We start from the raw sequence: 21,830 nt of genomic DNA on the forward strand, positions 1-21,830 counted from the left end.
AAATTCGTTACAGCGGCGAATGATAGCGAAATTTCCCCGGGCGCATGGATTGCCTGCGATCCATGCGGTTCATGCCGGCCTCAAGGCAAGTCGGGAGACCTCAGAACTCTTCCCACTCATCGCCATTGCTCGTCGCGGGAAGGGCGCGGGCCTGCGGCTGCCGGGGAATCGCGGCCGGCGCTGCCGCGCGCTGTGGCGCGGCCATTCGTTTAACGGCCGGCTGCATCGAACTTGCCGTACTTGCGGCCAGCTTCGGCGCGGGCGCCTGCAACTGGCCGGACGCCATTCCCAGCTTGAAGGTGCTGACGGCCTGCGCCAGCTTAGCCGCCTGGTCCTGCAGCGATTCGGAGGCGGCGGCGGCTTCCTCGACGAGGGCGGCGTTCTGCTGCGTGACCTGATCCATCTGCGTGACCGCCTGGTTGATCTGATCGATGCCCGAAGTCTGCTCCTGGCTCGCGGCACTGATTTCCGCCATGATGTCGGTCACCTTGCGCACGCTGTCGACGATGTTCTGCATGCTGCCGCCGGCCGCATTCACCAGGCGGTTGCCGGTTTCGACCCGCTCCACCGAGGTATTGATGAGCGTCTTGATTTCCTTGGCGGCGGCGGCCGAGCGCTGCGCCAGCGTACGGACCTCGCCCGCCACCACCGCGAAACCGCGGCCCTGCTCGCCGGCGCGTGCCGCTTCGACAGCGGCATTGAGCGCGAGGATATTGGTCTGGAAGGCAATGCCGTCGATCACGGAAATGATGTCCACGATCTGCTTCGCCGATGCGCTGATGTCGGTCATGGTGCCGACCACCTGTTTGATCACGCTGCCGCCCTCGGCCGCCGCGCCGGAAGCATCGATGGCCAGCGTATTGGCCTGGCGCGCATGCTGGGCGTTCTGCCTGACGGTGGCGGCAAGCTCCTCCATGGAGGATGCGGTTTCCTCCAGCGAGCTGGCCTGCTGCTCGGTGCGGGAAGAGAGGTCGAGATTGCCGGCGGCGATCTGGTGCGAGGCGGTCGCGATCGTGTCGGTGCCGTTGCGTACCTCGAGCACGGTCTTCAGCAGGCTGGCATTCATTTGCTTCAATGCAGCGAGCAGGCGCCCGACTTCATCCTGCGAACCCGCGTTGATGTCGCGGGTGAGATCGCCGGCAGCCACGGTCTGCGCAATCTCGACCGCTTCCTGCAAGGGGCGCGTGATGCTGCGCGACAGCAGCCACGCGAGCAGCGCGCCGAGCGCGATGGCGATCGCGCCAAGTGCGCCGAGCATCCATTTCGCGCCGGCATACACGTCATCGATGCGCGCATTGGCGTCGTCGAATACCTTCCCCTGGAAGGCCAGCACGGTTTTCACGGATTCGACATAGGCATTCATCGCCGGCACCATCTTCGCATCGATCACGGCTTTGAGTTCCGCGTCGCCCATGTTGTCCTTCTTGAGCCGGAAGACATTGTCGCGCGTTTCGACATAGGTCTTGCGCATGTCGCCGACATTGCCCATCAGGCGCCTGCCTTCTTCGGACTGAATCAGCTTCTCCAGCTCCTTCTGGATCTCGGTGACCCGCTTGCTGGTGGCCGTCATTTCGGATTCGAAGTAGCGCTGGTCGTCGGCGTCGTTGCTTCTCGCCTTGGCAAAGGTGCGCACCGAGTTGGTGGCGATGCCGCGCAGCCACTCTTCGGCCAGCTGCCTCTTCTGGGAAGCCTCCACCATGTTGTTCTTGGCCTGCGCGACGCGCGACAGTTCCATTATGCCAACGCCGGTCATTAATGCGGTAAGGGCGAGCACCGCTCCAAAGGCCGCGCCGAGGCGCACGCCGATTTTCAAGTTTTTAATCTTCATATTGTCGATGTGAGTCAATCAACAGAATCACCGTCAGCCGATGCCGGCAGTCGCCGCGCAGGTGGATGCAGGCGCAACGGGAGCCGTGCTGATGACGGATTCGGAATGTTTGCCGCTATACCTGGGCGACAAACGGCTTCATATGCGAACAACGCGATGACCGACGGCGGGGATGGGGCTGACGGGGTGGGAGTTGCTGTTGTATCTGCTTCCGATTATAGCTTTATGTATTGCCCCAATGTAAGTAATACAGCCCTCGGAACAACGCCGTGCGCTGAAAAGTCCCTTAAACATGGTTGAATCGTTAACGTTAATGGCCACCGACGGCATGCCTGCGTTATCTGTTCGGCATGGCCGGCAACGAGGAATTGAGCTCGCTCGCGGCCGCCTTTGCGCCCTTGTGCGAAAATTGCGGCAGCGCGGAGTGGACGAAGTGTCATCCATGTCTCTCCGGGCCGCGCCGGGATGCTTGTTCGCAAGACATCATGGCCGAGCCCGGGCATTTCCGCATTGCATTACCAGCCGGATTCGCGAACCATCTGTTTTTGATGTGAATCTGACATAATCCAGCCCTTTCGGATTCGACAACACGCGCCAGCACGTCACAGCACGTGACAGCATGCCGCCGCCCTGCGGGAGCGATATCGCAATATCGCAACGCAGCCGCTGCGCGGCCGGTCAGGGACCGCGCATGTCCGCTCGAATCCATCATGAGAACAGGAGCAATACATGAACGACTCAACGCCCGGCCAGGCGACCACTGCGAAGCCGTCCTTCCTCCGCAGGATTCCGCTGGCGTTCGGCGCTTTTTTCCGTACCTTTTCGGATATCGATTTCGCCTCCCGCATCAATACGCTGAGCAGGGAGCCCGAAGCCGCCGACACCGCTGCCGCTCCTACCCCGCCCGAACCCGAGAAGCAGCCGGAACCCGCGCCGCCGCCCTTGAAGGAAGCCTCCTCCGATGCCGCGCTGCTGCTGCTGAGCCTGCTGCAGCGGGATGCGCGCCTGATCGACTTCACGCAGGAAAACCTGGCCAATTATTCGGACGCCGAGATCGGCGCCGCCGCGCGCGTGGTGCACGAGGGTTGCCGCAAGGTATTGAACGAGCATTTCACCATCGCGCCGGTGCGCGAAGACAATGAGGGCAGCACGGTGACGCTGCAGGAAGGCTTCGATGCCGCCGCCATCCGCCTCACCGGCAACGTGGTCGGCAGCGCGCCCTTCCGCGGCACCCTGACCCACCGCGGCTGGCGCGCCACCGACGTGCGCCTGCCGAAGCTGGCGGAAAGCCATGACGCCTCGGTGCTGGCGCCGGCGGAGGTGGAGCTATGAGCACCGCCCGTTATTCGATCGGCATCGATCTCGGCACCACCCATTCGGCGCTCGCCTATACCGACATGGGCGCCAGCGACGGCGACAAGACCATTCATGGCGTGCTGGAAGTGCCGCAGCTGACGGCGCCCGGCGCGGTGGAGGCGCAGCCGCTGCTGCCGTCCTTCCTCTACCTGCCGCATGGCGATGAACTGGCGCCGGGCGAGCGCACCCTGCCCTGGAGCGGCGACCTGCCCTATGTGGTCGGCGAACTGGCCCGCGGACGCGGCGCCACCACGCCGATCCGCCTGGTGTCCAGCGCCAAGAGCTGGCTCTGCCATCCCGGCGTCGACCGCCGCGCCGCCATCCTGCCCGGCGATGCGCCGCCGGAAGTGACGCGGGTGTCGCCGCTGGAAGCTTCGGTGCGCTATCTCGAACACCTCAAGGCCGCATGGAACCATGCGCATCCGGACGCGCCCTTCGAAATGCAGGACGTTACCGTCACCATTCCCGCCTCCTTCGATCCGGCGGCGCGCGAACTGACCGCCGAAGCGGCGCGCACCGCCGGCTACCAGTCGCTGACGCTGCTGGAAGAGCCGCAGTCGGCGCTCTACAGCTGGATCCAGAACAGCCAGGGCCAGTGGCGCAAGCAGGTCAGGCCAGGCGACATCATCCTGGTGGTCGACGTCGGCGGCGGCACCAGCGACTTTTCGCTGATCGCGGTGCTGGAGCGTGAAGGCAACCTGGAACTGCACCGGGTGGCGGTGGGCGACCACATCCTGCTCGGCGGCGACAACATGGACCTGACGCTGGCCCACGTGGTGGCGCGCAAGCTGTCCGCCGCGGGCACCCAGCTCGATCCCTGGCAGATGCGGGCGCTGACCTATGCCTGCCGCTCGGCCAAGGAAAGCCTGCTGTCGGATGCCGGCGCGCAGAACGTGCCCATCGTCGTGCCCAGCCGCGGCTCGAAACTGATCGGCGGTTCCATCCGCACCGAACTCACCCGCGAGGAAGTCACCTCGGTCATCCTGGAAGGCTTCTTCCCGCAGGTCGATGCCTCGGCCCGCCCGGCGACGCGTACGCGCGCGGCGCTGACCCAGCTCGGCCTGCCCTTCGCCCAGGACGCGGCCGTCACCCGCCATCTCGCCGCCTTCCTGGCGCGCCAGACCTCCGCGCTGTCGGAGCTGCCCGACTTCGCAGGCCGGGTTCGCACCGATGCCTCCTTCCTCCATCCGACCGCCGTGCTGTTCAACGGCGGCGTGTTCAAGTCAGGCATCCTCGCCGAACGCACCCTGGCCACCATCAACGGCTGGCTCGCCGCCGAGAACGCCGAGCCGGCCCGCCTGCTCACCGGCGCCGACCTCGACCTGGCCGTGGCGCGCGGCGCGGCCTACTACGGCTATGTGCGGCGCGGCAGCGGCGTGCGCATCCGCGGCGGCACGGCACGCGCCTTCTATGTCGGCGTCGAATCCTCGATGCCCGCCATTCCCGGCATGGAGCCGCCGATCCAGGCGCTGTGCATCGCGCCCTTTGGCATGGAGGAAGGCACCGAGGCCGAACTGCAGACCGAGGAATTCGGCCTGGTGGTCGGCGAGCCGGTGCATTTCCGCTTCTTCGGTTCTTCCACGCGGCGCCAGGACCAGATCGGCACCATGCTCGATTTCTGGCAGCCCGACGAGCTGCAGGAACTCGAAGAGATCCAGTCGATGCTGCCGACCGAAGGCCGCCAGCCGGGTGAAGTGGTACAGGTGAGGCTGCAGGCGAAGGTAACCGAAGCCGGCACGCTGGAACTGTCGGCGGTGCCGCGCAACGGCAGCGAGCGCTGGAAGGTGGAGTTCGACGTGCGCGGCCAGGCGCAATCCTGAAGCGACTTCAACACAGGATGCGATGAAACGCTACAGGGTCGGCATCGATCTCGGCACCACCAATACCGTCGTCGCCTATGCGGAACACGGCAGCCATGACATCCGCCTGTTCGATATCGAGCAGCTGAGCGCCCCCGGCGAAGTCAGGGCGGCGCTGCTGCTGCCTTCGCTGCGCTACCATGCCGCGCCCGGCGAACTGGCGCCGGGCGATCTGCAGCTGCCGTGGACCGGGCAGGATCAGGCATCGCAGGGCGCGCCTGTCATTGTCGGCGCCCTGGCGCGCAGGCTGGGCGCCCAGGTACCCGGACGGCTGGTGGCCAGCGCCAAGAGCTGGCTGTCGCATGCGGCGGTCGACCGGCTTGCGCCCATCCTGCCCTGGGGCGCCGGCGACGATGTCCTCAAGGTGTCGCCGGTGGACGCCAGCGCCAGCTACCTGGCCCATGTGCACGCCGCCTGGAACCTGCGCTTTCCCGACGCGCCGCTGGAGCGCCAGGACATCATCCTGACAGTGCCCGCGTCTTTCGACGAAAGCGCACGCGCCCTCACCGTACGCGCAGCGGCGCAAGCCGGCCTGCCGCAGCTGCGCCTGCTGGAAGAACCGCAGGCCGCCTTCTACGACTGGGTCTTCCGCCATCGCGGCAGCCTGGCGCAGGAACTGGCCCAGACCCGCCTGGTACTGGTCTGCGATGTCGGCGGCGGCACTACCGACCTCAGCCTGATCCGGGTGGAACTGCAGGACGGCCAGCCGCAGCTCACGCGCATCGGCGTTGGCAAGCACCTGATGCTGGGCGGCGACAACATGGACCTGGTGCTGGCGCATCTGGCCGAAAGCCGCATGCAGGGCGGCGACAGTGGAAACGGCGGCCAGCGCCGTCTGTCCGCCACCGAGCTGTCGCAACTGCTGGAACGCTGCCGCGGCGCCAAGGAACAGCTGCTTGCATCGGAGGCGCCGGACAAGGTGGCGGTCACGCTGCTCGGCGCCGGCTCGCGCCTGATCGGCGGATCGCGCAGCGTCGAACTGACGCGCGAGGAAGCCGAACGCATCGTGGTCGACGGTTTCTTTCCCCTAGTTGCCGCCGATGAACCGGTGCAGCAGCGGCGCAGCGGCATCGTTGAATTCGGCCTGCCCTATGCGAGCGATCCCGCCGTCACCCGCCATCTCGCCGCCTTCCTCGCGCAGTTTGCCGCCGCCTCGCGCGAAGCCCTCGGCCTGCCTGCCCATGAGGATGCGGATGCCGGAGCCAATGCGCCGGCGATCCCCGATACCCTGCTGCTCAACGGCGGCGTGTTCCGTGCGCCGGCCCTTGCCTCGCGGCTGCGGGATGCGCTTGGCCGCTGGCGCGGGCAGCCCCTGCATCTGCTGCACAACGACAACCCGGATGTCGCGGTCGCGCGCGGCGCCGTCGCCTACTCGCTCGCGCGGGAAGGCCTGGCGCCGCGCATCGGCGGCGGCTCGCCGCGCTCCTATTTCCTGATGCTCGATGAACGCGCCAGGGCATCTTCCGCGCCGCGAGCGGCGGCTGCGCAAGGCGGCGCCGATGAGCAGCACGAGCCCGATTCCCAACGCCCGCTGCGCGCCGTCTGCATTCTTCCCAAGGGCAGCGAACAGGGGCGCGAACTCCTGCTCGAAGACCGCATCTTCGCACTGCGTCTCGGCCGGCCGGTGCGCTTTCACCTGATGTCGTCCACGGTGGACGCCGGCAACCGGGCTCCGCTTCCCGGCGAGCTGGTCGAACTTGCACCCGCCGATCTCGTGCCCCTGCCGCCGATCGCCACCGTGCTGCCGGCCAGGGCGGGCGCGAAGCCGGAGGTGCCGGTGCGGCTTGCCACCGCGCTGACCGAGGTCGGCACGCTGGAAATGCACTGCGTCAGCACCGAGGATGCCCGCCAGCGCTGGCTGCTCGAGTTCCAGCTGCGTGACGGCCAGCAGGCATCCGGCGTCGAACCGGGACAAGCCGCGTCGACGTCGGCTGGCGGCGACGCCTTGCCGGCCCGCCTCGGCGAAGCGCTGGAGCGTATCGATCGCATCTTCGGCGCCCGTGCGCAAAAACTGCCGCCGAAGGAAGTCAGGCAATTGCGCGCCCAGCTGGAAAAACTGATCGGCGGGCGCGAGCAGTGGAGCACGCCGGTGCTGCGCAAGCTGTTCGATGCGCTGCTGCAGCGCGCCCGCGCGCGGCGCCGTTCCGCCGATCATGAACGCGTCTGGCTGAACCTGGCCGGCTATTGCCTGCGCCCGGGCTTCGGCTATCCGCTCGACGACTGGAGGATCGACCAGCTCTGGGCCGTCTTCGAGACCGGCATCCAGCATGTGAAGGAGAGCCAGGTCGCAACGGAATGGTGGACCATGTGGCGGCGCGTCGCCGGCGGGCTGGACAATGCCAGGCAGCTGCGCCTGCTGGACGATTTTGCCTTCAATGTGCAGGAAGACGAGGCCGCACTGCGGGACCGGCCGCCGCATCTCGTCATCGCCGGCTACGACGACATGCTGCGCCTGGCCGGTTCGCTGGAACGCATTCCGGCGAACTACAAGGCGGAGATCGGCGGCTGGCTGCTCGGCCTGCTGGATAAATCGGCGCCGGTCCAGCGCGGCGCCGCCGCGCCCGCCGACAGCCTGGTCCTCTGGACACTTGCCCGCATCGGCGCGCGCCATCCCTTCTACGGCAATGCCAACGACGTGGTCCCGCCCGCCACCGCTCTTCCCTGGCTGGAAAGACTGCTGGCACTCGACTGGAAGCGCACCGAAGGAGCGGCGCTGGCCGCCGCCCACATCGCCCGCGCCACCGATGACCGCAGCCGCGACCTGCCGGAGGACATGCGCGGGCGTGTCGCGCAGCGCCTGAAGCTGTCCGGCGCACCGGCGGCATGGGTGACGATGGTGGAACAGAAGATCGAGCTCGACGAAGCCGGCCAGCGCGGATTCCTCGGCGACTCGCTGCCGCCGGGGCTGAAGCTGATCGCCTGACCGAAATGCCGTTCAGCCCGCGATCCGGAGAAATTTGATTGAGGTCAAGGATTTCAAGGGGGCGCCCCAATAGCATCTGCCTACCGTGTCGCCCCCAAGCCGCGTGCCCAGCCCGCCGCAAGGAAGCGCATTCCCATCTCATCATCCACGACAGGCAGGTTCACCATGCGTTTGCGCTCATCCCATCCGGCGGTCAACATCATCCAGCACGACCACGACGTTCTCAGCGCAGTCCTTCAAGGCATGCTGCAGATCATCCGTGCCATCGGCGAGAGCGGGAAGGCGCCCGACCTGAAGGTATTGCGGGCCATGCTGTTCTATATCCACGAGTATCCCGAGCGCGTTCACCATCCCAAGGAAGACCGCTTCCTGTTTCCGATGATTCGCAAGCGCACCAGGGAGGCCGACGACGCCATGATTGAACTGGAAGCGCAGCACGCGCTCGGCGACCGCCTGGTGCTCGACCTGGAACATGCGCTGAACCGCTTTGAGCTGGAAGGCGCTGCGGCGTTCGACGCCTTTGCGTTGATGGCCGAACAGTACGCCGATTTCTACAAGGCGCACATGCGGCTGGAGGAGCAGACCATTCTTGCCGTCGCCCTGAAGGTATTGAGCGAGGACGATTGGCGGGAGCTGGATGCCGCCTTCGCCGAAGAGAAGAATCCGCTGGCGGGAAGCCGGCATGAGGCAGGCATGCAGCAGCTGTTCTCGCTGATTGTCAACATCGCGCCGCCGCCGGTTGGGGTCGGCCCCGCAATGTAATACCCAAGCGGGGTCATGACGTCACGTGAGACCGCGTCTTTTTCGGATGGCGGCGTGGCGCTCGCCATCCGTTTTTCGCTGCCCTGCCTCGGGCTTGTGAACTGCCACACCATGCCTGGCAATTGAAAAGCCATCGCTCTCCTTCGTGATGCCACGACCCGGGAGCGATACAAGCCGACATGGCGTCATTCGCGTGCGCCAGGTTGCCGCCAGTCCTTTGCTTCCTCTCAATGTTTTACCCATTGCCGGGAGTAGAGTCTGAATCAGGGATACCTATGGAGGGCGTACCATGAGCGAATTAGAAGAAAACATGTCTGCCGTGGTTCTATGGATTCGGTGCACGTTCGTTGTACTCTGCATCTATGCAGGGGCGGTGCTGATCGCCGCCTACCAGACGCTGCGGCAGTGGCTGTCGCTGAAGCCACTGAAGCCGCTGAAGCCGCTGAAGCCGCTGAATCCATTGAAAGCCTCGGCCGACGTCGGCACGGATGACGTCGCGTCGGCTCAGGCGGCAGCGCAAGGCAAGCTGCCGGGCAGCGCCTGAACTGCGCTCCCCGGGTGCGGATCGCGCAGGGCCAGGCAGGTCGACGCGTCACATTGATGGCGGCGCAACGCGATGACAAATGCGAAGACGCTTTTATCCGTACTGGATATAGTCGACGCCGTTCTGCACCGCACCGACAAGCTGGGCGACATTCTCCGGGCTTTCGCTGAATTCGGCGAGCATGGCATTGCGGCTGATCGCGCCGCGCTCCAGCACGTCGGACCAGTAGGCAAAGCCGGGGGCGTCGGGTGCGCGGTGCAACACGTTCGCATATAGCGCGGTGATGAAACCGGCGTTGTTCAGATCCGCGCCATACTTTTGCTGAAACTCCGGCGACGCGATGAAATTCCAGGCCGTGTCCTGCAAGCTGAGCCCTGCGTCAAGCTGCGCGATCCAGTAGCCCAGCCCTGCCTCGTCCGGCTTTCTGTCGAACGCCGCCTGGTAAAGCCGGAATCCGGATTCGCCGGTGCCGTCGAAGGCGACGCTCCTGTCCGCGAAGAACAGGCGCTCCACATTGCTGAGGCTGTCGGTTCCTTCATTGCCGGCTCTCGATGCGACAGTAATGCCGGCGGGTGCCCGCGTGATCGCGTAAGTGTCCTTTGACGATCCGAAGAATGCATAATCGGTCCCAGCTCCGCCATCGATCGCATCGTTTCCTCCGCCGCCCCGCATGACGTTGGTCCCCGGGGAGCCGGCCAGCGTGTCGGTGAACGCGGAGCCTGTCACATTCTCGATGTCTCCCATCAGCCAGTGGAGTGTCGTGGGGGTGGAGGAAGTCTTCTCGCTTTCCAGGAAGGCCATGCCGGTTTTGGTATCGACCAGCCCGGACAGTTGCATGTCCGGCAGGCTGACGGACCAGCCGCGGTCCGCGTTGCTCAGGTCGATCGTGTCCTTGCCGCCGGCATCCCAGATGGTGGAATAGAAATTATTGACCGGGAGCGTGTAGGTGCTGTCGGCGGCGTTGGTGCTCATGTTCTTGCCGTACAAATACTGCAGCGCGAGAACGTCCAGCGGCATGGGCGTCGCCGGATCGTAGCTGGTGAGGTTGAAATTGAATTCGTCCTCATAGGACATGACCGAGAACCAGTCGTTGTCCAGTTCGGTGAGCCCCAGCTGGGCGAAGGTCGGCCGTTCGGTGCCGCCGCTGTCATGGGGGTGTTTCAATCCAAGGGCATGGCCGATTTCATGCAGGAAAAGAAAGTATCCCGCCGACCCGGGCGCATAGCTGGCAAGGGAGTTGGCTTGGCTGCGGACATTCAGAAAGACGTCGCCCGGCGCACCCTCGTAAGCCGCGTTGTAACTGGCGTCCGGGAAGAAGGCAAGAGCCCACATGGAAGCGCTGGGAAACAGTGCCGTCGATCCGCTCAGGGTGATCGTGATATCCGAGTTGGGTGCCGCCGCTATCGGATTGGCATAGCTTCCCGTGTAGGCGAATTGCACATTGGCATAGGAGGCCAGGCTGCCGAAAATCAGGTTCATCTGATCGGCGATGGCTTTGGGGTCGCTCCAGAATTCGCCGTTCAGTCCGCCGGCCACCGACCAGCGTATTGTACGGCCGGCGTCGAGTTGCCAGGCGTAGCCGTGAGTGGTGACATCGGTTGCGACGTCGCCGGTGAGAGGAAAAGGAGTTGCCGAGGGAATGGCCATGTATCTTCCTGCGTAGGTAAAAAAGGAGGCTTATGGACGGAGGACGCTGCCTTGGTCGGCAAGTCGTTTCCACTGTTGCTGCCAGCCAGACCAGTGGCGCGCGTTAGAAATCAGGACAAGGAAACAAGCACGGCAAGGCGAGAGCCTTGGGCGCATTGTTGACGCAGTATCCGCATGATTCTCGTCCATCATTTGCCCGGAAAATTCCGGCTTGAATTACCAGGTCGAGCCTGTCTTTCCTACCGCCTGGATTCGGGGGCCGAGATGGATTGCATTCATGCAAGGCGAGCCGCGCCAGCGCAAGTCGAGGCGCGGGTCAATTCATGCAGGCGTCTACGGTGCCATAGCAGTCTGGCCGCAAGTTTGAAGAATCTCAAAGCTTGGCGTTGAGTTAACGACAGGCAATCTTGCCTGCAAGGCTTTGCCTGTTGATCGCTGCTGGCGGAATGCCTGTCGGCATGACCGCGGATGTGGCGCGGTAATTATTCCCGTCAATGAGGAGAATGGGAGGCGGCGCTATCCGCGGCAGATGCCGTTGCCGCGTGTGGATGAAGTTTCAGGGCATCGGTCAGATAGTGATGCAGCGCATGGCTATCCAGTCCGGCACCTGCCATTGCCACATGTCCATCCGGGCGCACCAGGTAGAACGAAGGCAGCGGAATGCCGGCGTGCGCGAGAACCTGGTCATTGAAGGTGTCTCTCGGTATCTCATGGATGCGGATGATTCCGTCAGCTCCTGCCTGCAGGCCGCCTGCGTCCGGCTTCTGACCGAACAGCAGGAGATGGAACCCCCTGTCATCGAGTTTCCTGAACAGATCCTCCACCGGACCGCCTGCGGTGAACTTCAGTTGCAGCCAGGGAAACCGATCGCCCGCCTGCGGCGCCGTTTCCGGCATGTGCGCCTGCATGCGTGACAGGGGACTTCGGCGGTAGCGGATGCCGGTCTGGGAGATGGTTTGGAATGCCAGCTTGCGGGTACGCTCCCGCGTCATTGCCCTTGCGACGATCTGCTGAAAGATCTGCGTGCGAAACACTTCGGCAAGCCACCGCTCCGAGATAAGAAAGGAAAATGCGCGATCCGTGGTTTTCAGCAGGCGTTCGGCGACCGGTATGCGTTCGATTGCGTAGGTATCCAGCAAGGCTTCGTCCGCTTTCCCGGAGATGACGAGCGCCAGCTTCCATGCAAGGTTGTAGGCGTCCTGCAGGCCGGTGTTCATGCCCTGCGCGCCGACAGGGCTGTGGATATGGGCGGCGTCGCCGAGAAGGAAGCATCTGCGGTCGCGAAAGCGTTCGGCGCGCCGGTGGTGTACCCGATACGTGGAAAACCAGCGGCATTCCTGGAATGACAATGCGGTCCCCTGCTCCGCGCCTTCGACTTCCCTGCGCACGAAGGGAGCGACCGCATCGAAGTCAAGCGCCTCTCTGTCGTGCAGCTCGGCAGGAAGAATGCCGACGACGCGCCAATGATCCTTTCCCCGCAATGGAAAAAACAGGTGGAATCCGCCGCGCCAGAGATAGACGTTCAGTTCGTCCGGCTTCATGAAACCGGTTGCCTGCGTATCGGCGACATAAAACACGTGCTGGTAGAGCGCGCCGGAGAAAGGAATCTGGCATGCATCGCGCACCATGCTGCGCGGACCATCGCAGCCCGCAACCCAGTCCGCGGCGATCTCCATGATCGATCCGTCCTGCCGCGCTATCCTTGCCAGAGCACCATCGGCGGTTTGCACAAGATCGACAAGCTTGCTGTTCCACTGCACGGATATGCCATGTGCCTGAAGCGCATTTCCGAGCAGCGCCTCATTGTCGTCCTGCCCGAGTATCAGCAGGAAAGGATAGGGGCTTATCTCCGCGCCGATATCGCCCAGCGGCACCCGCGCCACCGATTTTCCCTTGACCCAGATGGTGGCGCCGGCAGCGCGCTTGCCGAGTTCGAGCGCGCGCTCCGCGATGCCGAGCCGGGAGTAGATTTCCATCGTGCGAGCCTGCACGCCGAGCGCCTTGGTCTGCGTGGACGGACCGGCATGCTGGTCAATGATGGTTACCGCAATATTCCGTCTTGCAAGCTGGTTGGCGAGCATCAAGCCGGTCGGCCCGGCTCCGACAATAAGCACCTTGGTGTTCATCCGCTCTCCGATTTCACTCATGGTATAAGTGGAAGATGTGTTGAAGGCAAATGCGGCGACATCATGACTCCATAACATCGGGCCGGGGCAAGCAAGAAGGATGGGGAGACCGAAACCTTGCGCGCCTCGCTGGCACGGGTTCGACGTCATGCGCGTCCATCATCTGGCCGACATTTAACTAACTTGCCTCACCACGCTGCGTTTGTAAAGCTGCGGCGGCAGGGAGCTGTGTTGCCATGGAAAAAATGCTCCGCCGAAACTACATGGCTTTCTGCTCAGGTCTTGTCTTTTTATTCTAGAACAGTTTTGCCAAAGGAAGCCTGACACCAGGACGAGTCGGGCATGAACACGGGAACAGCGGGGGAAACAGCAGGGGAACGGTACAACAGGCGCGCTCCCGGCCCGATCAGGCAAGCTGAAGGCAGCCGGTAGATCAACGGCGCGTCAACGGAATGGCCATTGCGGCCATTCCGGGATGATGGCATCGGTCATGCCAATGCGGCTTTCGCCGCGTCTTCCGGCGACAATCCTTCATAGAACATGTCGGTGAACCACTCGACCTGTTCCTCGATATGTTCCTGCGCCTGGGCGAGCGTAGCACCGCCGGCGACAAGAAAGCCTTCCACCTCGGTGCACCATGCGATCAGTGCCTCTGTTTCCGGATCGAGCTTTTCTTTCTTGGCCATTGCAATTTCCTGTCTTTAGTTGAAATCCGCCGTTCAATGCCGAAGCCGCATCGCACTAGGGAGCAACGGCAAAAAGGCACAAACGGCGGGAGGCCATCATAGCACCAGTTGTTCCGTTCGCCGTGGAGCCGTCAACCTGGCAGATGATGATGTCATGGCAATGCGGTCCCGCTCCAACCGCAGATATCCTAGCTAATGCAGCTGTTCATCGCGGCCAGAAGCATGGCGCGCAGCAGACAAGGCACGTCGTGCGTACAATTCCCAGTTTTGCAAGGCATCCAGTCATGACTAAAGAAGAAGGCAATCTTTCCCCTCAGGGAATCGATGCGCTGCGGGCACGTTTTCAGGAGCAGTCGCGCAAGGCGCAGGCTTATTACACGGTAATGCACAGCGCGCGGGACATCGCGGGAAGCGATGACGCCGCAAGCGCGTGGATGAACCAGCCATTGCCTGCCTTTGACGGCAAGACTCCGGCGCAGCTGGTGAACGATGGACGCGCGGACGATGTGCTCGGCCATATCGCATCACTCAGGCAGGCGTCGGGCGGCTAAAGCAACTGAGGCAACTGAGGCGAATTTCAGGGAACATGCCGCCGGTGCGGTTACCTGCCGGCTGCAATCCGCTGTGCGACGAGCTCCTGCAGGCGCCACAGGTAGCGGTCATGAATTCCATGCTCTTCAAGCCGGGATACCGTATGGAAGAGGTACTCCGCGCCCGAACCCCAGTGGCCGCATGCGCTGGAAAGAACTTCCGCAATCTCCTCCGGCGCCAGTGTGCCGACATACGCCTTCGACTCCCGGTTCATCACAAAGGCAATGGCGCGCATGGAGATACCATCGCTCGCCACATTGATCCAGCGCGGTACCGTGTTCGGCGGCTTGATGGTGATTTCGCGCCGGCACAGCTTGTGGAGCTGCTCGCGCAGCGCCCGACGCGGCAGGCGGTACAGCATGCCCGTGCACTGGCCGCCGCGGTCGAGGGACATCATCAGCCCCGGACATTCCGGCGTGCCGCGATGGCGTCGGATCCGGAAGCAGAATGACCGGTGCCATCCATGCGCCGTGCCGCAGCGTTCTTCCGCGAACTCGCATTCGGGTTTCCAGATCAGCGAGCCGAACGCAAACAGCCAGGCGTCTTCCTGTTCGGGAAGCGCATGAAGAAGGCCGTCCACCATGCTGTCGTAATCGCCGTCCGTCTGATAGCCGACATCGGGAAGCGGCCCCGGGTCTTCGACCTGTCGATGCACCAGGGCGACCAGGTCGGCGGTCAGGGCCATGTGGCGAGCGGGCATGCTTGGGACTTTCCAGGGCTTGGCACGAAGCGGCGCCATTGCGCGCCATCAGCTTGGCAGTGTACGGCCAAAATGCGCGCGCTGCTTGCCCTCCATGCTGCGCCGATGGGACCCGGTTCCACCTTCGACGCGGAAAATCCAGGTCGCTTATCATAAGCTTGCAAACCGGTAACGGGGCCGCCCGCCAACCTGCCTGCCATGCCCATCGGCGGGGAGCCGTATCCACTCCGCTGGAAGAGCAGAGCCATTGCCAGATCAAGATCAACCATCACATCGCCGACATGAAAAACTTCGAGACCGCCGACATTGTTTCCAAAGACCTCCGGATCGACCATCCACGCGGAAAGATCTTCGTCAGAACCTGGAATGGACCGCGCGATACAGACGCGTTCCGGGAAAAAGCGCCGATGGTGCTCTTTCACGATTCACTGGGCTGCGTGGACTTGTGGCGCGATTTTCCGGCGCAGCTGAGCGCAGCCACCGGGCGCGCCATCATCGCCTATGACAGGCTCGGGTTTGGACAATCCGATGCACGGACCGACCGGCCGGCACTGGACTTCGTTGCCGAGGAAGCGCATGCCTACTTTCCGGTGCTGCGGGAACAGCTGGGTCTGCAAAAATTCATCGCCCTCGGCCACAGCGTCGGCGGCGGCATGGCGGTTCACTGCGCCGCTCTCTTCGCCGCGGATTGCGAGGCGCTGATCACCGAGTCGGCGCAAGTCTTTCCCGAAGACCGGACCCTGCAGGGCATTCGCGAGGCGCAACAGCTGTTCCAGGATGAGAAGCAGGTGGATCGCCTCAAGAAGTACCACGGAGACAAGGCGGCGTGGGTGCTTGATGCCTGGACGGGCACCTGGCTCGATCCGGCATTCGCCTCATGGACTATCGCAGGCGTTCTGCCCGAGCTAGTCTGCCCGGTGCTGGCGATTCACGGCGAGTTCGACGAATATGGTTCGACGCGGCATCCGGAATTGATCGGCAAGCTCAGCGGCGGGCCTTCGCAGGTGGAGATCATGAAGGATACCTATCACGTGCCGCACCGTGAACGGCCCGAAGAAACCATTGCCCTGATCAGCGGGTTCATCGCCTCATGCGGATGAGAGCGGTTACATGACAAAGGCGGCGGCGCCTTCCGCGCCATCGCCGTCGCCATTCCCGGTCCGAAACCATGCCGCCGCTTCCTGCCCGATGGCGCTTGACCCGTGCCGCAACCCGTTTATCATTCAGGGACGACGTCCTGCCCCCGCAAATCCATGCCTTACTTCTCCATCGCGAAGCGCACCCTCCTTTACCTGATCATCCTGGCCGCATCCAGGAGCGCTTTCGGCCTGGACTGCAGCAAGGCGATCACGACGCCAGACCTGAATCAATGCGCCTCGATCGAACAGAAGAAAGTCGAAGCGACCTTGAACCGGGTTTATCAGCGGGTTCTGAAGTCGCTTGACGACAAGGATGCGGAACAGCCGGATGCGAAAGTGCGTAACGCATTCATCGCGGCGCAGCGGGCATGGGTCAAATTCCGCGAGGCTGACTGCAATGCCGTCTATCAGAAGCATGCGGGCGGCAGCATTCGCACCATGATGCATATCGGCTGCATGCAGAATCATGCGGAAAAGCGCATCAAGGACCTTGAATATTTCGAGGCGGAATAGGACGGACCGGGAAGACGCACCCGTTTTGCAGGCTCGATATCATGGCGCTACCGCATGGATCGGAGACTGGAGATACAAGAGTGCCGGAAGCCGATCAACGAAATCCGGCAGCCCGAGTTGCAGAGCAGGTTCAAGAGCGCGGGCACGCTCGGCGAGCACATCGAGGTCCAGCTCGGGCGCCGACTTGAATGCAAACACCACATTCTGTTCATGGGAAACCGCCACCACCAGCACTGCCGCGAACAATGAGTGCAGCAAGGCCAGATGCCATTTCTGCCAATCCGCATCTCTGCGGAAGACGTTGATGCACAGGATTCCGTCGGTCCGCAAGGCTTGCCTGCAGGAGCGGTAGTAGGGCTCGTCGGCAAGCGAATCGATCATGGAAAACGTGTTGTCGAAACAATCGGAAAAAATCAGATCGTACCGGTCACTTTGCCGCGCCAGATAACGCGCGCCGTCGTCGATGACGATGGAAAGCCGTTCATCGTCGGGCGGCAAGAAAAAATATTGGTGTGCAACGGCAACAATATCGGGATCGATTTCCACCGCGACGACACGTGTCTTCGGCATGAAGCGATGAAAGAATTTGGCGTGCATCCCAGTGCCGAGACCGACGTTGAGCACATCTGCAGGATCCGGCTTGAACAGCATCACGCGCAACGTGGCGACGAGGTATTCCCCGGGCAGGCCGTCCGGATCTTCCAGCACCATGCGGCCGTGTGCCGCATTTTCTCCTTGCCGGGTCATCAGATAGCGATATCCCTCATGATCAACGATCACGTAGTCGGTCCCGGCGATTTCGTATGCCTTGTAGTTCATGCGCTTCTCTTTTCGTGATCGGCACGATGCCCTGTGTCATAACGAATGAGTAACATCCGTCAAGGCATGGTTCCGGCGCGATGAAAACAAACGATGGCCATGCGGCGGGCGGCATGGCGGAAGCCAACTGCCTTTTGCTTGGCTCATTGTTCACCGATGAACGCGGCGATCGAGTACAGTGCCAGGTATCTCCTTGGCGCTCGGGACTGGACAGGGTGCAGCGCTGGGATAGGCGGCTTGAGATCATCGCCGTGATCGATCACGTTCTCACGACTTGCGTTTTTCCCCTACTATCGGGCTGGCGCGGCCGCGCGCGGCGGAGATATCATCCTGCCGGGCGCATGTGCCGATTTTTTCTTCACTCATTCACACCATGAAACAATACAAAGTCGTTATCTATCAGGAAGGCATGCTGGGTTCGCTGCTGCTCGGCGCTTCCAAAGTCGACCCGGTCCGCTTCACCGAATTTTTGAACAAGAATGCCAGCCAGGGCTGGCGGGTCATCACCATGGAAAAGGATATCCGGCGCATGCTGCTTCTCTGGAAGAGGGAAGCCTATGTCGTCGTCCTGGAAAGGGATGAATGAAAGCCGGCCTGCTGACAACGCTTGCCATTGCGGTCGCCTGGGCATTGCTCGCCATTGCCCAGATCTGGATCCAGCCGGTCTCGGCACAAGTGTTTTTCAAACTGTCCGTCACGGCGGGCATACTGATCGGGATCGTCCTTGTCGTCACGCTCGCCGTCAGGGAATATGTCTCGGAAAAGAAAATGAAGGACAATGGCTTCATTGATGGATGATCGACGGACATCCCTACACTTCGACAACCCGGCGGAGGAGCCAACGATGCACGCAGAGAATGAGCCCTTGAGCATTTCCGACATGGCGGCGCTGGAACAGCTTTACGGCGTGCCTGCGGCGGCATCGATCAGCAAGGAGGTCGATTACCTCCACCCCCATTACCGGGCATTCATCGAAGCCTCTCCTTTCCTTGCCCTGGCCACGAGCGGCCCGGGCGGTCTTGATGTGTCGCCCAGGGGCGATCCGAGAGGATTCGTCGAGGTCCGCGATGAAAAGACGCTGCTGCTGCCGGATCGGCGCGGCAACAACCGCATCGACAGCCTGAGGAACATCATTGCCGATCCACGCGTCGCCATGATGTTCATGATTCCGGGAGTCGGCGAAACCCTGCGCGTCAACGGCCGGGCGCGCATCCTGATCGACCCGGCGGTGCTGGACCGCTTCGCGATCGATGGGAAGCCGCCTCGTTCGGTGCTGGAAATTCATGTCGATGCCGTTTTCTTCCAGTGTTCGCGGGCGATACTGCGCTCCCGGCTGTGGGATGCGGAAGAGCATGTGGCCCGCTCTTCCCTGCCGAGTCTCGGGACGATCCTGCAAGACCTGAGCCGGCAGGAGATCGATGGAAAGCAGTATGACCAGGACTTGCCCGAGCGCCTGAAGACCAGCATTTATTGACGCAATGACGGCAGCGCGCCGCTGCTCGATCAGTTGCGCCTAAAACATTCCCGTCGTACCGACCCGGCGCCGGCAGCAGGCGCCGGCGCACAACCTTGCCCGCTCCGGATTTTCTATACACTGTGCGGTTCGCAAGCCTACCGTCACCACATTCACAATGCGCATTAGAAACCGCCTGCTGCTGCTCGTCCTTGCCTTGTTCCTGCCCACCTTCATCGCATCGGCGCTGGTGGTCTCGTACGTCTACCGCGAGGAGCAGAAGGCACAGGAGCGTACCGTGGCCGAGACGGCGCGCGCCTTTGCGCTGCTGGTCGACAGCGAATTGCGCAACCGGGAAAGCATACTGCGGACCATGGCCAGCTCGCCGTCGCTGGAAGACAGCATACGCGCTAGGGATTTCTCCCTGTTCTATGCCTTCGCCCGCAAGATGGCGCCAACCGCGGATACCGCCATCATCCTGATCGAGCCCGACGGCCGCCAGGTCTTCAATACCCGGGCCGCATTCGGCGATCCGGTGCCGACGCAGCGCTCATCGAACCTGGCGCAACTGATGGACAGGTACGGCGCCGATAACACGCTGGTGTCCGACATGTTTTTCGCGCCGGTCGGCAGGCGTTACGACTTCAACATACAGGTGCCGGTGAAGGTCGACCGGCAGATCCGGTATTTCCTGATGATGGGAGTGCACACCGCGCAATTGCAGTCGCTGTTCCAGGCCCAGAGTTTTCCATCCCGCTGGATAGGTTCGATCGTTGACCGTACCGGTACGATTGTTGCGCGCACCCGGGACCCGCAGAGCAATGTCGGACGGGTGCTGCGCGAAAGCAGCCGCCAGCAGCTGGCAAGCCGCCGGGAAGGCGTCTATCGCAGTGTCTCGCTCGATGGCATCCCGGTGAAGGCGTTCTACAGCCATGTGCCGAACGCCGACTGGAAAGTATTGATCAGCATTCCGGAAGCGGAGGTTCGGCGTGTCGCCCTGCGCGCCGCCGCCTTGCTGGGCGCCGTCATGCTGCTGCTGCTGGCACTGGCGGTGATCGCGGCGCGCCGCTTCGCCTCGGGCGTCATCCGGCCCATCGAGGATCTCGGCAGGACCGCCGAGATCCTCGGGCAGGGGCAGGAAGTCAGCTACACGCCGCAGGGTCTGGCCGAAGCGGATACGGTGGGCTACACCATGGTGAATGCCAGCCGGCAGATACAGCGCGCCAAGACCGAACTTGAACAGCGCGTCGCCGAGGCGGTGTCCGCGTTCGAGCGCGCGCAGTCGGCGCTGCTGCAGAGCCAGAAACTGGAGGCGCTCGGCCGGCTGACCGGCGGCATCGCGCATGAGTTCAACAACCTCCTGCAAACCCTCGCCACCGCGCTGCAGCTGGCCGAGATCACTTCGGACCGGCAGCGCGTGCAATCCCTGATCGAAACCTGCAAGAAGACAGTGGACCGGGCCACGGCGCTGACCAGCCAGCTCGGCGCCTTCGGCCGCATACAGGATGCGCGCCTGGTCACCACCAGCGTCGACGAACGCATCGGCAGTTTCGTTCAACTGGTGCAGAACGTACTTCCAAGCAATATCGCGCTCGAAGTCGACTGCGCCCCCGGCTTGTGGCAGGTCACGGTCGATCCGCTGCAGTTTGAGCTCGCCCTGCTCAATATCGCGCTCAACGCCAAGGACGCTATGCCTGAAGGCGGGCGGCTGCGTGTCCAGGCGGGCAACCACGCCTTAACGCATCCTTTGAACACATTGCCCGCCGGCGATTATGTGCGCATCGCGGTTTCGGATACCGGCTTCGGCATGCCGCCGGAGGTTCTGGCCAAGGCACTCGATCCCTTCTTCACGACCAAGGGGGTCGGCAAGGGCACCGGCCTGGGCTTGCCGCAGGCGTACGGCTTTGCGACGCAGTCGCGCGGTACGCTGTTGTTGCATAGCACGCCTGGTGCCGGCACCACCGTCGAGATATACCTGCCCAGGGGAACGCACCCGGTTTCCGCGATGGCGGAGCTGCCGGATGCGGAACCGGCAGCCATCGGCGCGGGGCGCGGCATGACCGTGCTTCTGGTCGAGGACGATCCTCTGGTGCGCGAGGCGGTGCTGCCGGCGCTGGAGGCAGCCGGCTTCCGCTTGCTGGTTGCCGGCTCAGGCGATGCCGCGCTGGCAATGCTGGAGAGCGGCGCGCATCCCCGTCCGGACGTCGTGTTTTCGGATATCGTGATGCCGGGCCGCATCAGCGGCATCGACCTGGCGAAAATCGTAAGCGAGCGCTATCCGGGCATCAGGGTGGTACTCAGTACCGGCTATACCGACAAGCGCATCGACATCCCCGGCGTGCAGCTGCTGGCCAAGCCATACGAAATCGGCAAGGCGGTAAAGCTGCTCAGCCAGTGAGGAGGCCGGCCGCGGAACGGCCGCATCATTGACGAGTCGATCGGCTGGAGGACATAACCTCCCTCTTGCGCTGGTGTGGCGGGGATCTGTTGCCTTGGGACGTCATGCGACTGTCCTGCTGCTCAATCCAGCGTCACGTGGAGGGCAGAGACGAAGACAACGCGGCATGGTACCGGACCTGCGGCAGGCATGACGGCGCGGCCATGCCGTAGCCATGCCCATCACGCAAGCCACTCCACGCAATCGTGGATGCGGGCAATGCCTCGATGAAGATGAACTGCGCTGCCTTTTCCGCATGGACTCCGCGCCGCCTTCACGAATCGGACCGCAGCGCATTCACTCCCACGCCGGTGGTGACGATCGCATCCGGCGCGGAGTAATCGCGGGCAAGCGTCAATGCCTGTTTAGATAGAACAAAGCGTACTGGGCATTGTGGATTAGGATGGTGGTAGAGGGCCGCGCGCCCCTATCCACCGCCAAATCCCA

The 21,830-nt window shown here is 63.1% G+C and carries 18 protein-coding genes; 12 read left to right on the forward strand and 6 right to left on the reverse strand.

The window, feature by feature from the left end; all coding sequences use genetic code 11:
* Positions 1-100: 100 nt before the first annotated feature.
* A complete protein-coding gene (locus FH061_RS26365; protein ID WP_151638811.1) occupies positions 101-1,828 on the reverse strand; it encodes a methyl-accepting chemotaxis protein in 1,728 nt (575 codons plus the stop codon).
* 729 nt (positions 1,829-2,557) lie between these two features.
* Between FH061_RS26365 and FH061_RS26370 the strand changes: the two genes are divergently transcribed.
* From FH061_RS26370 to FH061_RS26390, 5 genes are all read left to right on the forward strand, one after another.
* Positions 2,558-3,160: a DUF2760 domain-containing protein gene (locus FH061_RS26370; protein WP_151638812.1), complete on the forward strand. Its 603-nt coding sequence runs from the start codon at positions 2,558-2,560 to the stop codon at positions 3,158-3,160.
* Complete coding sequence (locus tag FH061_RS26375) at positions 3,157-5,004, forward strand: Hsp70 family protein (protein WP_151638813.1); 1,848 nt, start codon at positions 3,157-3,159, stop codon at positions 5,002-5,004. The genes FH061_RS26370 and FH061_RS26375 overlap by 4 nt, the downstream gene beginning before the upstream one ends.
* 22 nt (positions 5,005-5,026) lie before the next feature.
* Complete coding sequence (locus tag FH061_RS26380; protein ID WP_151638814.1) at positions 5,027-7,966, forward strand: Hsp70 family protein; 2,940 nt, start codon at positions 5,027-5,029, stop codon at positions 7,964-7,966.
* A gap of 165 nt (positions 7,967-8,131) precedes the next feature.
* Positions 8,132-8,728: a hemerythrin domain-containing protein gene (locus tag FH061_RS26385; RefSeq protein ID WP_151638815.1), complete on the forward strand. Its 597-nt coding sequence runs from the start codon at positions 8,132-8,134 to the stop codon at positions 8,726-8,728.
* 289 nt (positions 8,729-9,017) lie between these two features.
* A complete protein-coding gene (locus FH061_RS26390; protein ID WP_151638816.1) occupies positions 9,018-9,272 on the forward strand; it encodes a hypothetical protein in 255 nt (84 codons plus the stop codon).
* A gap of 93 nt (positions 9,273-9,365) precedes the next feature.
* Here FH061_RS26390 and FH061_RS26395 read toward each other — a convergent pair whose 3' ends face one another.
* The 3 genes from FH061_RS26395 to FH061_RS26405 all read right to left on the reverse strand — a co-directional run bounded on the left by FH061_RS26395 (position 9,366) and on the right by FH061_RS26405 (position 13,731).
* A complete protein-coding gene (locus tag FH061_RS26395) occupies positions 9,366-10,919 on the reverse strand; it encodes a DUF4214 domain-containing protein (protein WP_151638817.1) in 1,554 nt (517 codons plus the stop codon).
* Between the two features lie 491 nt (positions 10,920-11,410).
* A complete protein-coding gene (locus FH061_RS26400; protein ID WP_151638818.1) occupies positions 11,411-13,045 on the reverse strand; it encodes an FAD-dependent monooxygenase in 1,635 nt (544 codons plus the stop codon).
* 488 nt (positions 13,046-13,533) lie between these two features.
* On the reverse strand, positions 13,534-13,731 hold the full coding sequence (locus FH061_RS26405; protein WP_151638819.1) for a hypothetical protein: 198 nt from the start codon (positions 13,729-13,731) through the stop codon (positions 13,534-13,536).
* A gap of 284 nt (positions 13,732-14,015) precedes the next feature.
* Between FH061_RS26405 and FH061_RS26410 the strand changes: the two genes are divergently transcribed.
* Complete coding sequence (locus FH061_RS26410; RefSeq protein ID WP_192805269.1) at positions 14,016-14,282, forward strand: MbcA/ParS/Xre antitoxin family protein; 267 nt, start codon at positions 14,016-14,018, stop codon at positions 14,280-14,282.
* Between the two features lie 50 nt (positions 14,283-14,332).
* Here FH061_RS26410 and FH061_RS26415 read toward each other — a convergent pair whose 3' ends face one another.
* Positions 14,333-15,022, reverse strand: a complete 690-nt coding sequence (locus FH061_RS26415; protein ID WP_151638820.1) for a gamma-glutamylcyclotransferase — start codon at positions 15,020-15,022, stop codon at positions 14,333-14,335.
* 281 nt (positions 15,023-15,303) lie between these two features.
* Between FH061_RS26415 and FH061_RS26420 the strand changes: the two genes are divergently transcribed.
* Both FH061_RS26420 and FH061_RS26425 read left to right on the forward strand, forming a co-directional pair.
* On the forward strand, positions 15,304-16,122 hold the full coding sequence (locus FH061_RS26420) for an alpha/beta fold hydrolase (RefSeq protein ID WP_151638839.1): 819 nt from the start codon (positions 15,304-15,306) through the stop codon (positions 16,120-16,122).
* A gap of 153 nt (positions 16,123-16,275) precedes the next feature.
* Positions 16,276-16,674, forward strand: coding sequence for a lysozyme inhibitor LprI family protein (locus FH061_RS26425; RefSeq protein ID WP_151638821.1), 399 nt, complete (start codon positions 16,276-16,278; stop codon positions 16,672-16,674).
* Positions 16,675-16,713: 39 nt separating this feature from the next.
* Here FH061_RS26425 and FH061_RS26430 read toward each other — a convergent pair whose 3' ends face one another.
* Entirely contained in the window at positions 16,714-17,493 is a 780-nt protein-coding gene (locus FH061_RS26430) for a fused MFS/spermidine synthase (RefSeq protein ID WP_151638822.1), read from the reverse strand.
* A 373-nt stretch (positions 17,494-17,866) separates the two neighbouring features.
* On the opposite strand from FH061_RS26430, the gene FH061_RS26435 reads away from it, so the two are divergent.
* From FH061_RS26435 to FH061_RS26450, 4 genes are all read left to right on the forward strand, one after another.
* Entirely contained in the window at positions 17,867-18,079 is a 213-nt protein-coding gene (locus FH061_RS26435; RefSeq protein WP_151638823.1) for a DUF4177 domain-containing protein, read from the forward strand.
* Complete coding sequence (locus FH061_RS26440) at positions 18,076-18,291, forward strand: hypothetical protein (protein ID WP_151638824.1); 216 nt, start codon at positions 18,076-18,078, stop codon at positions 18,289-18,291. The genes FH061_RS26435 and FH061_RS26440 overlap by 4 nt, the downstream gene beginning before the upstream one ends.
* Before the next feature lie 46 nt (positions 18,292-18,337).
* Positions 18,338-18,967, forward strand: a complete 630-nt coding sequence (locus tag FH061_RS26445) for a pyridoxamine 5'-phosphate oxidase family protein (protein WP_151638825.1) — start codon at positions 18,338-18,340, stop codon at positions 18,965-18,967.
* 157 nt (positions 18,968-19,124) lie between these two features.
* The gene (locus FH061_RS26450) at positions 19,125-21,344 is read left to right on the forward strand and encodes a hybrid sensor histidine kinase/response regulator (protein WP_151638826.1); all 2,220 of its coding nucleotides are present in this window, start codon (positions 19,125-19,127) and stop codon (positions 21,342-21,344) included.
* Positions 21,345-21,830: the final 486 nt, after the last annotated feature.

It is taken from the genome of Noviherbaspirillum aerium (assembly GCF_008929045.1).
GTDB lineage: Bacteria > Pseudomonadota > Gammaproteobacteria > Burkholderiales > Burkholderiaceae_D > Noviherbaspirillum > Noviherbaspirillum aerium.

What these genes read in the sequence shown, in the direction of transcription:
- FH061_RS26365 (WP_151638811.1), bottom strand. Translation starts at nt 1,828, where the DNA reads ATGAAGATTAAAAACTTGAAAATCGGCGTGCGCCTCGGCGCGGCCTTT.
- FH061_RS26370 (WP_151638812.1), top strand. Translation starts at nt 2,558, where the DNA reads ATGAACGACTCAACGCCCGGCCAGGCGACCACTGCGAAGCCGTCCTTC.
- FH061_RS26375 (WP_151638813.1), top strand. Translation starts at nt 3,157, where the DNA reads ATGAGCACCGCCCGTTATTCGATCGGCATCGATCTCGGCACCACCCAT.
- FH061_RS26380 (WP_151638814.1), top strand. Translation starts at nt 5,027, where the DNA reads ATGAAACGCTACAGGGTCGGCATCGATCTCGGCACCACCAATACCGTC.
- FH061_RS26385 (WP_151638815.1), top strand. Translation starts at nt 8,132, where the DNA reads ATGCGTTTGCGCTCATCCCATCCGGCGGTCAACATCATCCAGCACGAC.
- FH061_RS26390 (WP_151638816.1), top strand. Translation starts at nt 9,018, where the DNA reads ATGAGCGAATTAGAAGAAAACATGTCTGCCGTGGTTCTATGGATTCGG.
- FH061_RS26395 (WP_151638817.1), bottom strand. Translation starts at nt 10,919, where the DNA reads ATGGCCATTCCCTCGGCAACTCCTTTTCCTCTCACCGGCGACGTCGCA.
- FH061_RS26400 (WP_151638818.1), bottom strand. Translation starts at nt 13,045, where the DNA reads ATGAACACCAAGGTGCTTATTGTCGGAGCCGGGCCGACCGGCTTGATG.
- FH061_RS26405 (WP_151638819.1), bottom strand. Translation starts at nt 13,731, where the DNA reads ATGGCCAAGAAAGAAAAGCTCGATCCGGAAACAGAGGCACTGATCGCA.
- FH061_RS26410 (WP_192805269.1), top strand. Translation starts at nt 14,016, where the DNA reads ATGACTAAAGAAGAAGGCAATCTTTCCCCTCAGGGAATCGATGCGCTG.
- FH061_RS26415 (WP_151638820.1), bottom strand. Translation starts at nt 15,022, where the DNA reads ATGCCCGCTCGCCACATGGCCCTGACCGCCGACCTGGTCGCCCTGGTG.
- FH061_RS26420 (WP_151638839.1), top strand. Translation starts at nt 15,304, where the DNA reads ATGAAAAACTTCGAGACCGCCGACATTGTTTCCAAAGACCTCCGGATC.
- FH061_RS26425 (WP_151638821.1), top strand. Translation starts at nt 16,276, where the DNA reads ATGCCTTACTTCTCCATCGCGAAGCGCACCCTCCTTTACCTGATCATC.
- FH061_RS26430 (WP_151638822.1), bottom strand. Translation starts at nt 17,493, where the DNA reads ATGAACTACAAGGCATACGAAATCGCCGGGACCGACTACGTGATCGTT.
- FH061_RS26435 (WP_151638823.1), top strand. Translation starts at nt 17,867, where the DNA reads ATGAAACAATACAAAGTCGTTATCTATCAGGAAGGCATGCTGGGTTCG.
- FH061_RS26440 (WP_151638824.1), top strand. Translation starts at nt 18,076, where the DNA reads ATGAAAGCCGGCCTGCTGACAACGCTTGCCATTGCGGTCGCCTGGGCA.
- FH061_RS26445 (WP_151638825.1), top strand. Translation starts at nt 18,338, where the DNA reads ATGCACGCAGAGAATGAGCCCTTGAGCATTTCCGACATGGCGGCGCTG.
- FH061_RS26450 (WP_151638826.1), top strand. Translation starts at nt 19,125, where the DNA reads ATGCGCATTAGAAACCGCCTGCTGCTGCTCGTCCTTGCCTTGTTCCTG.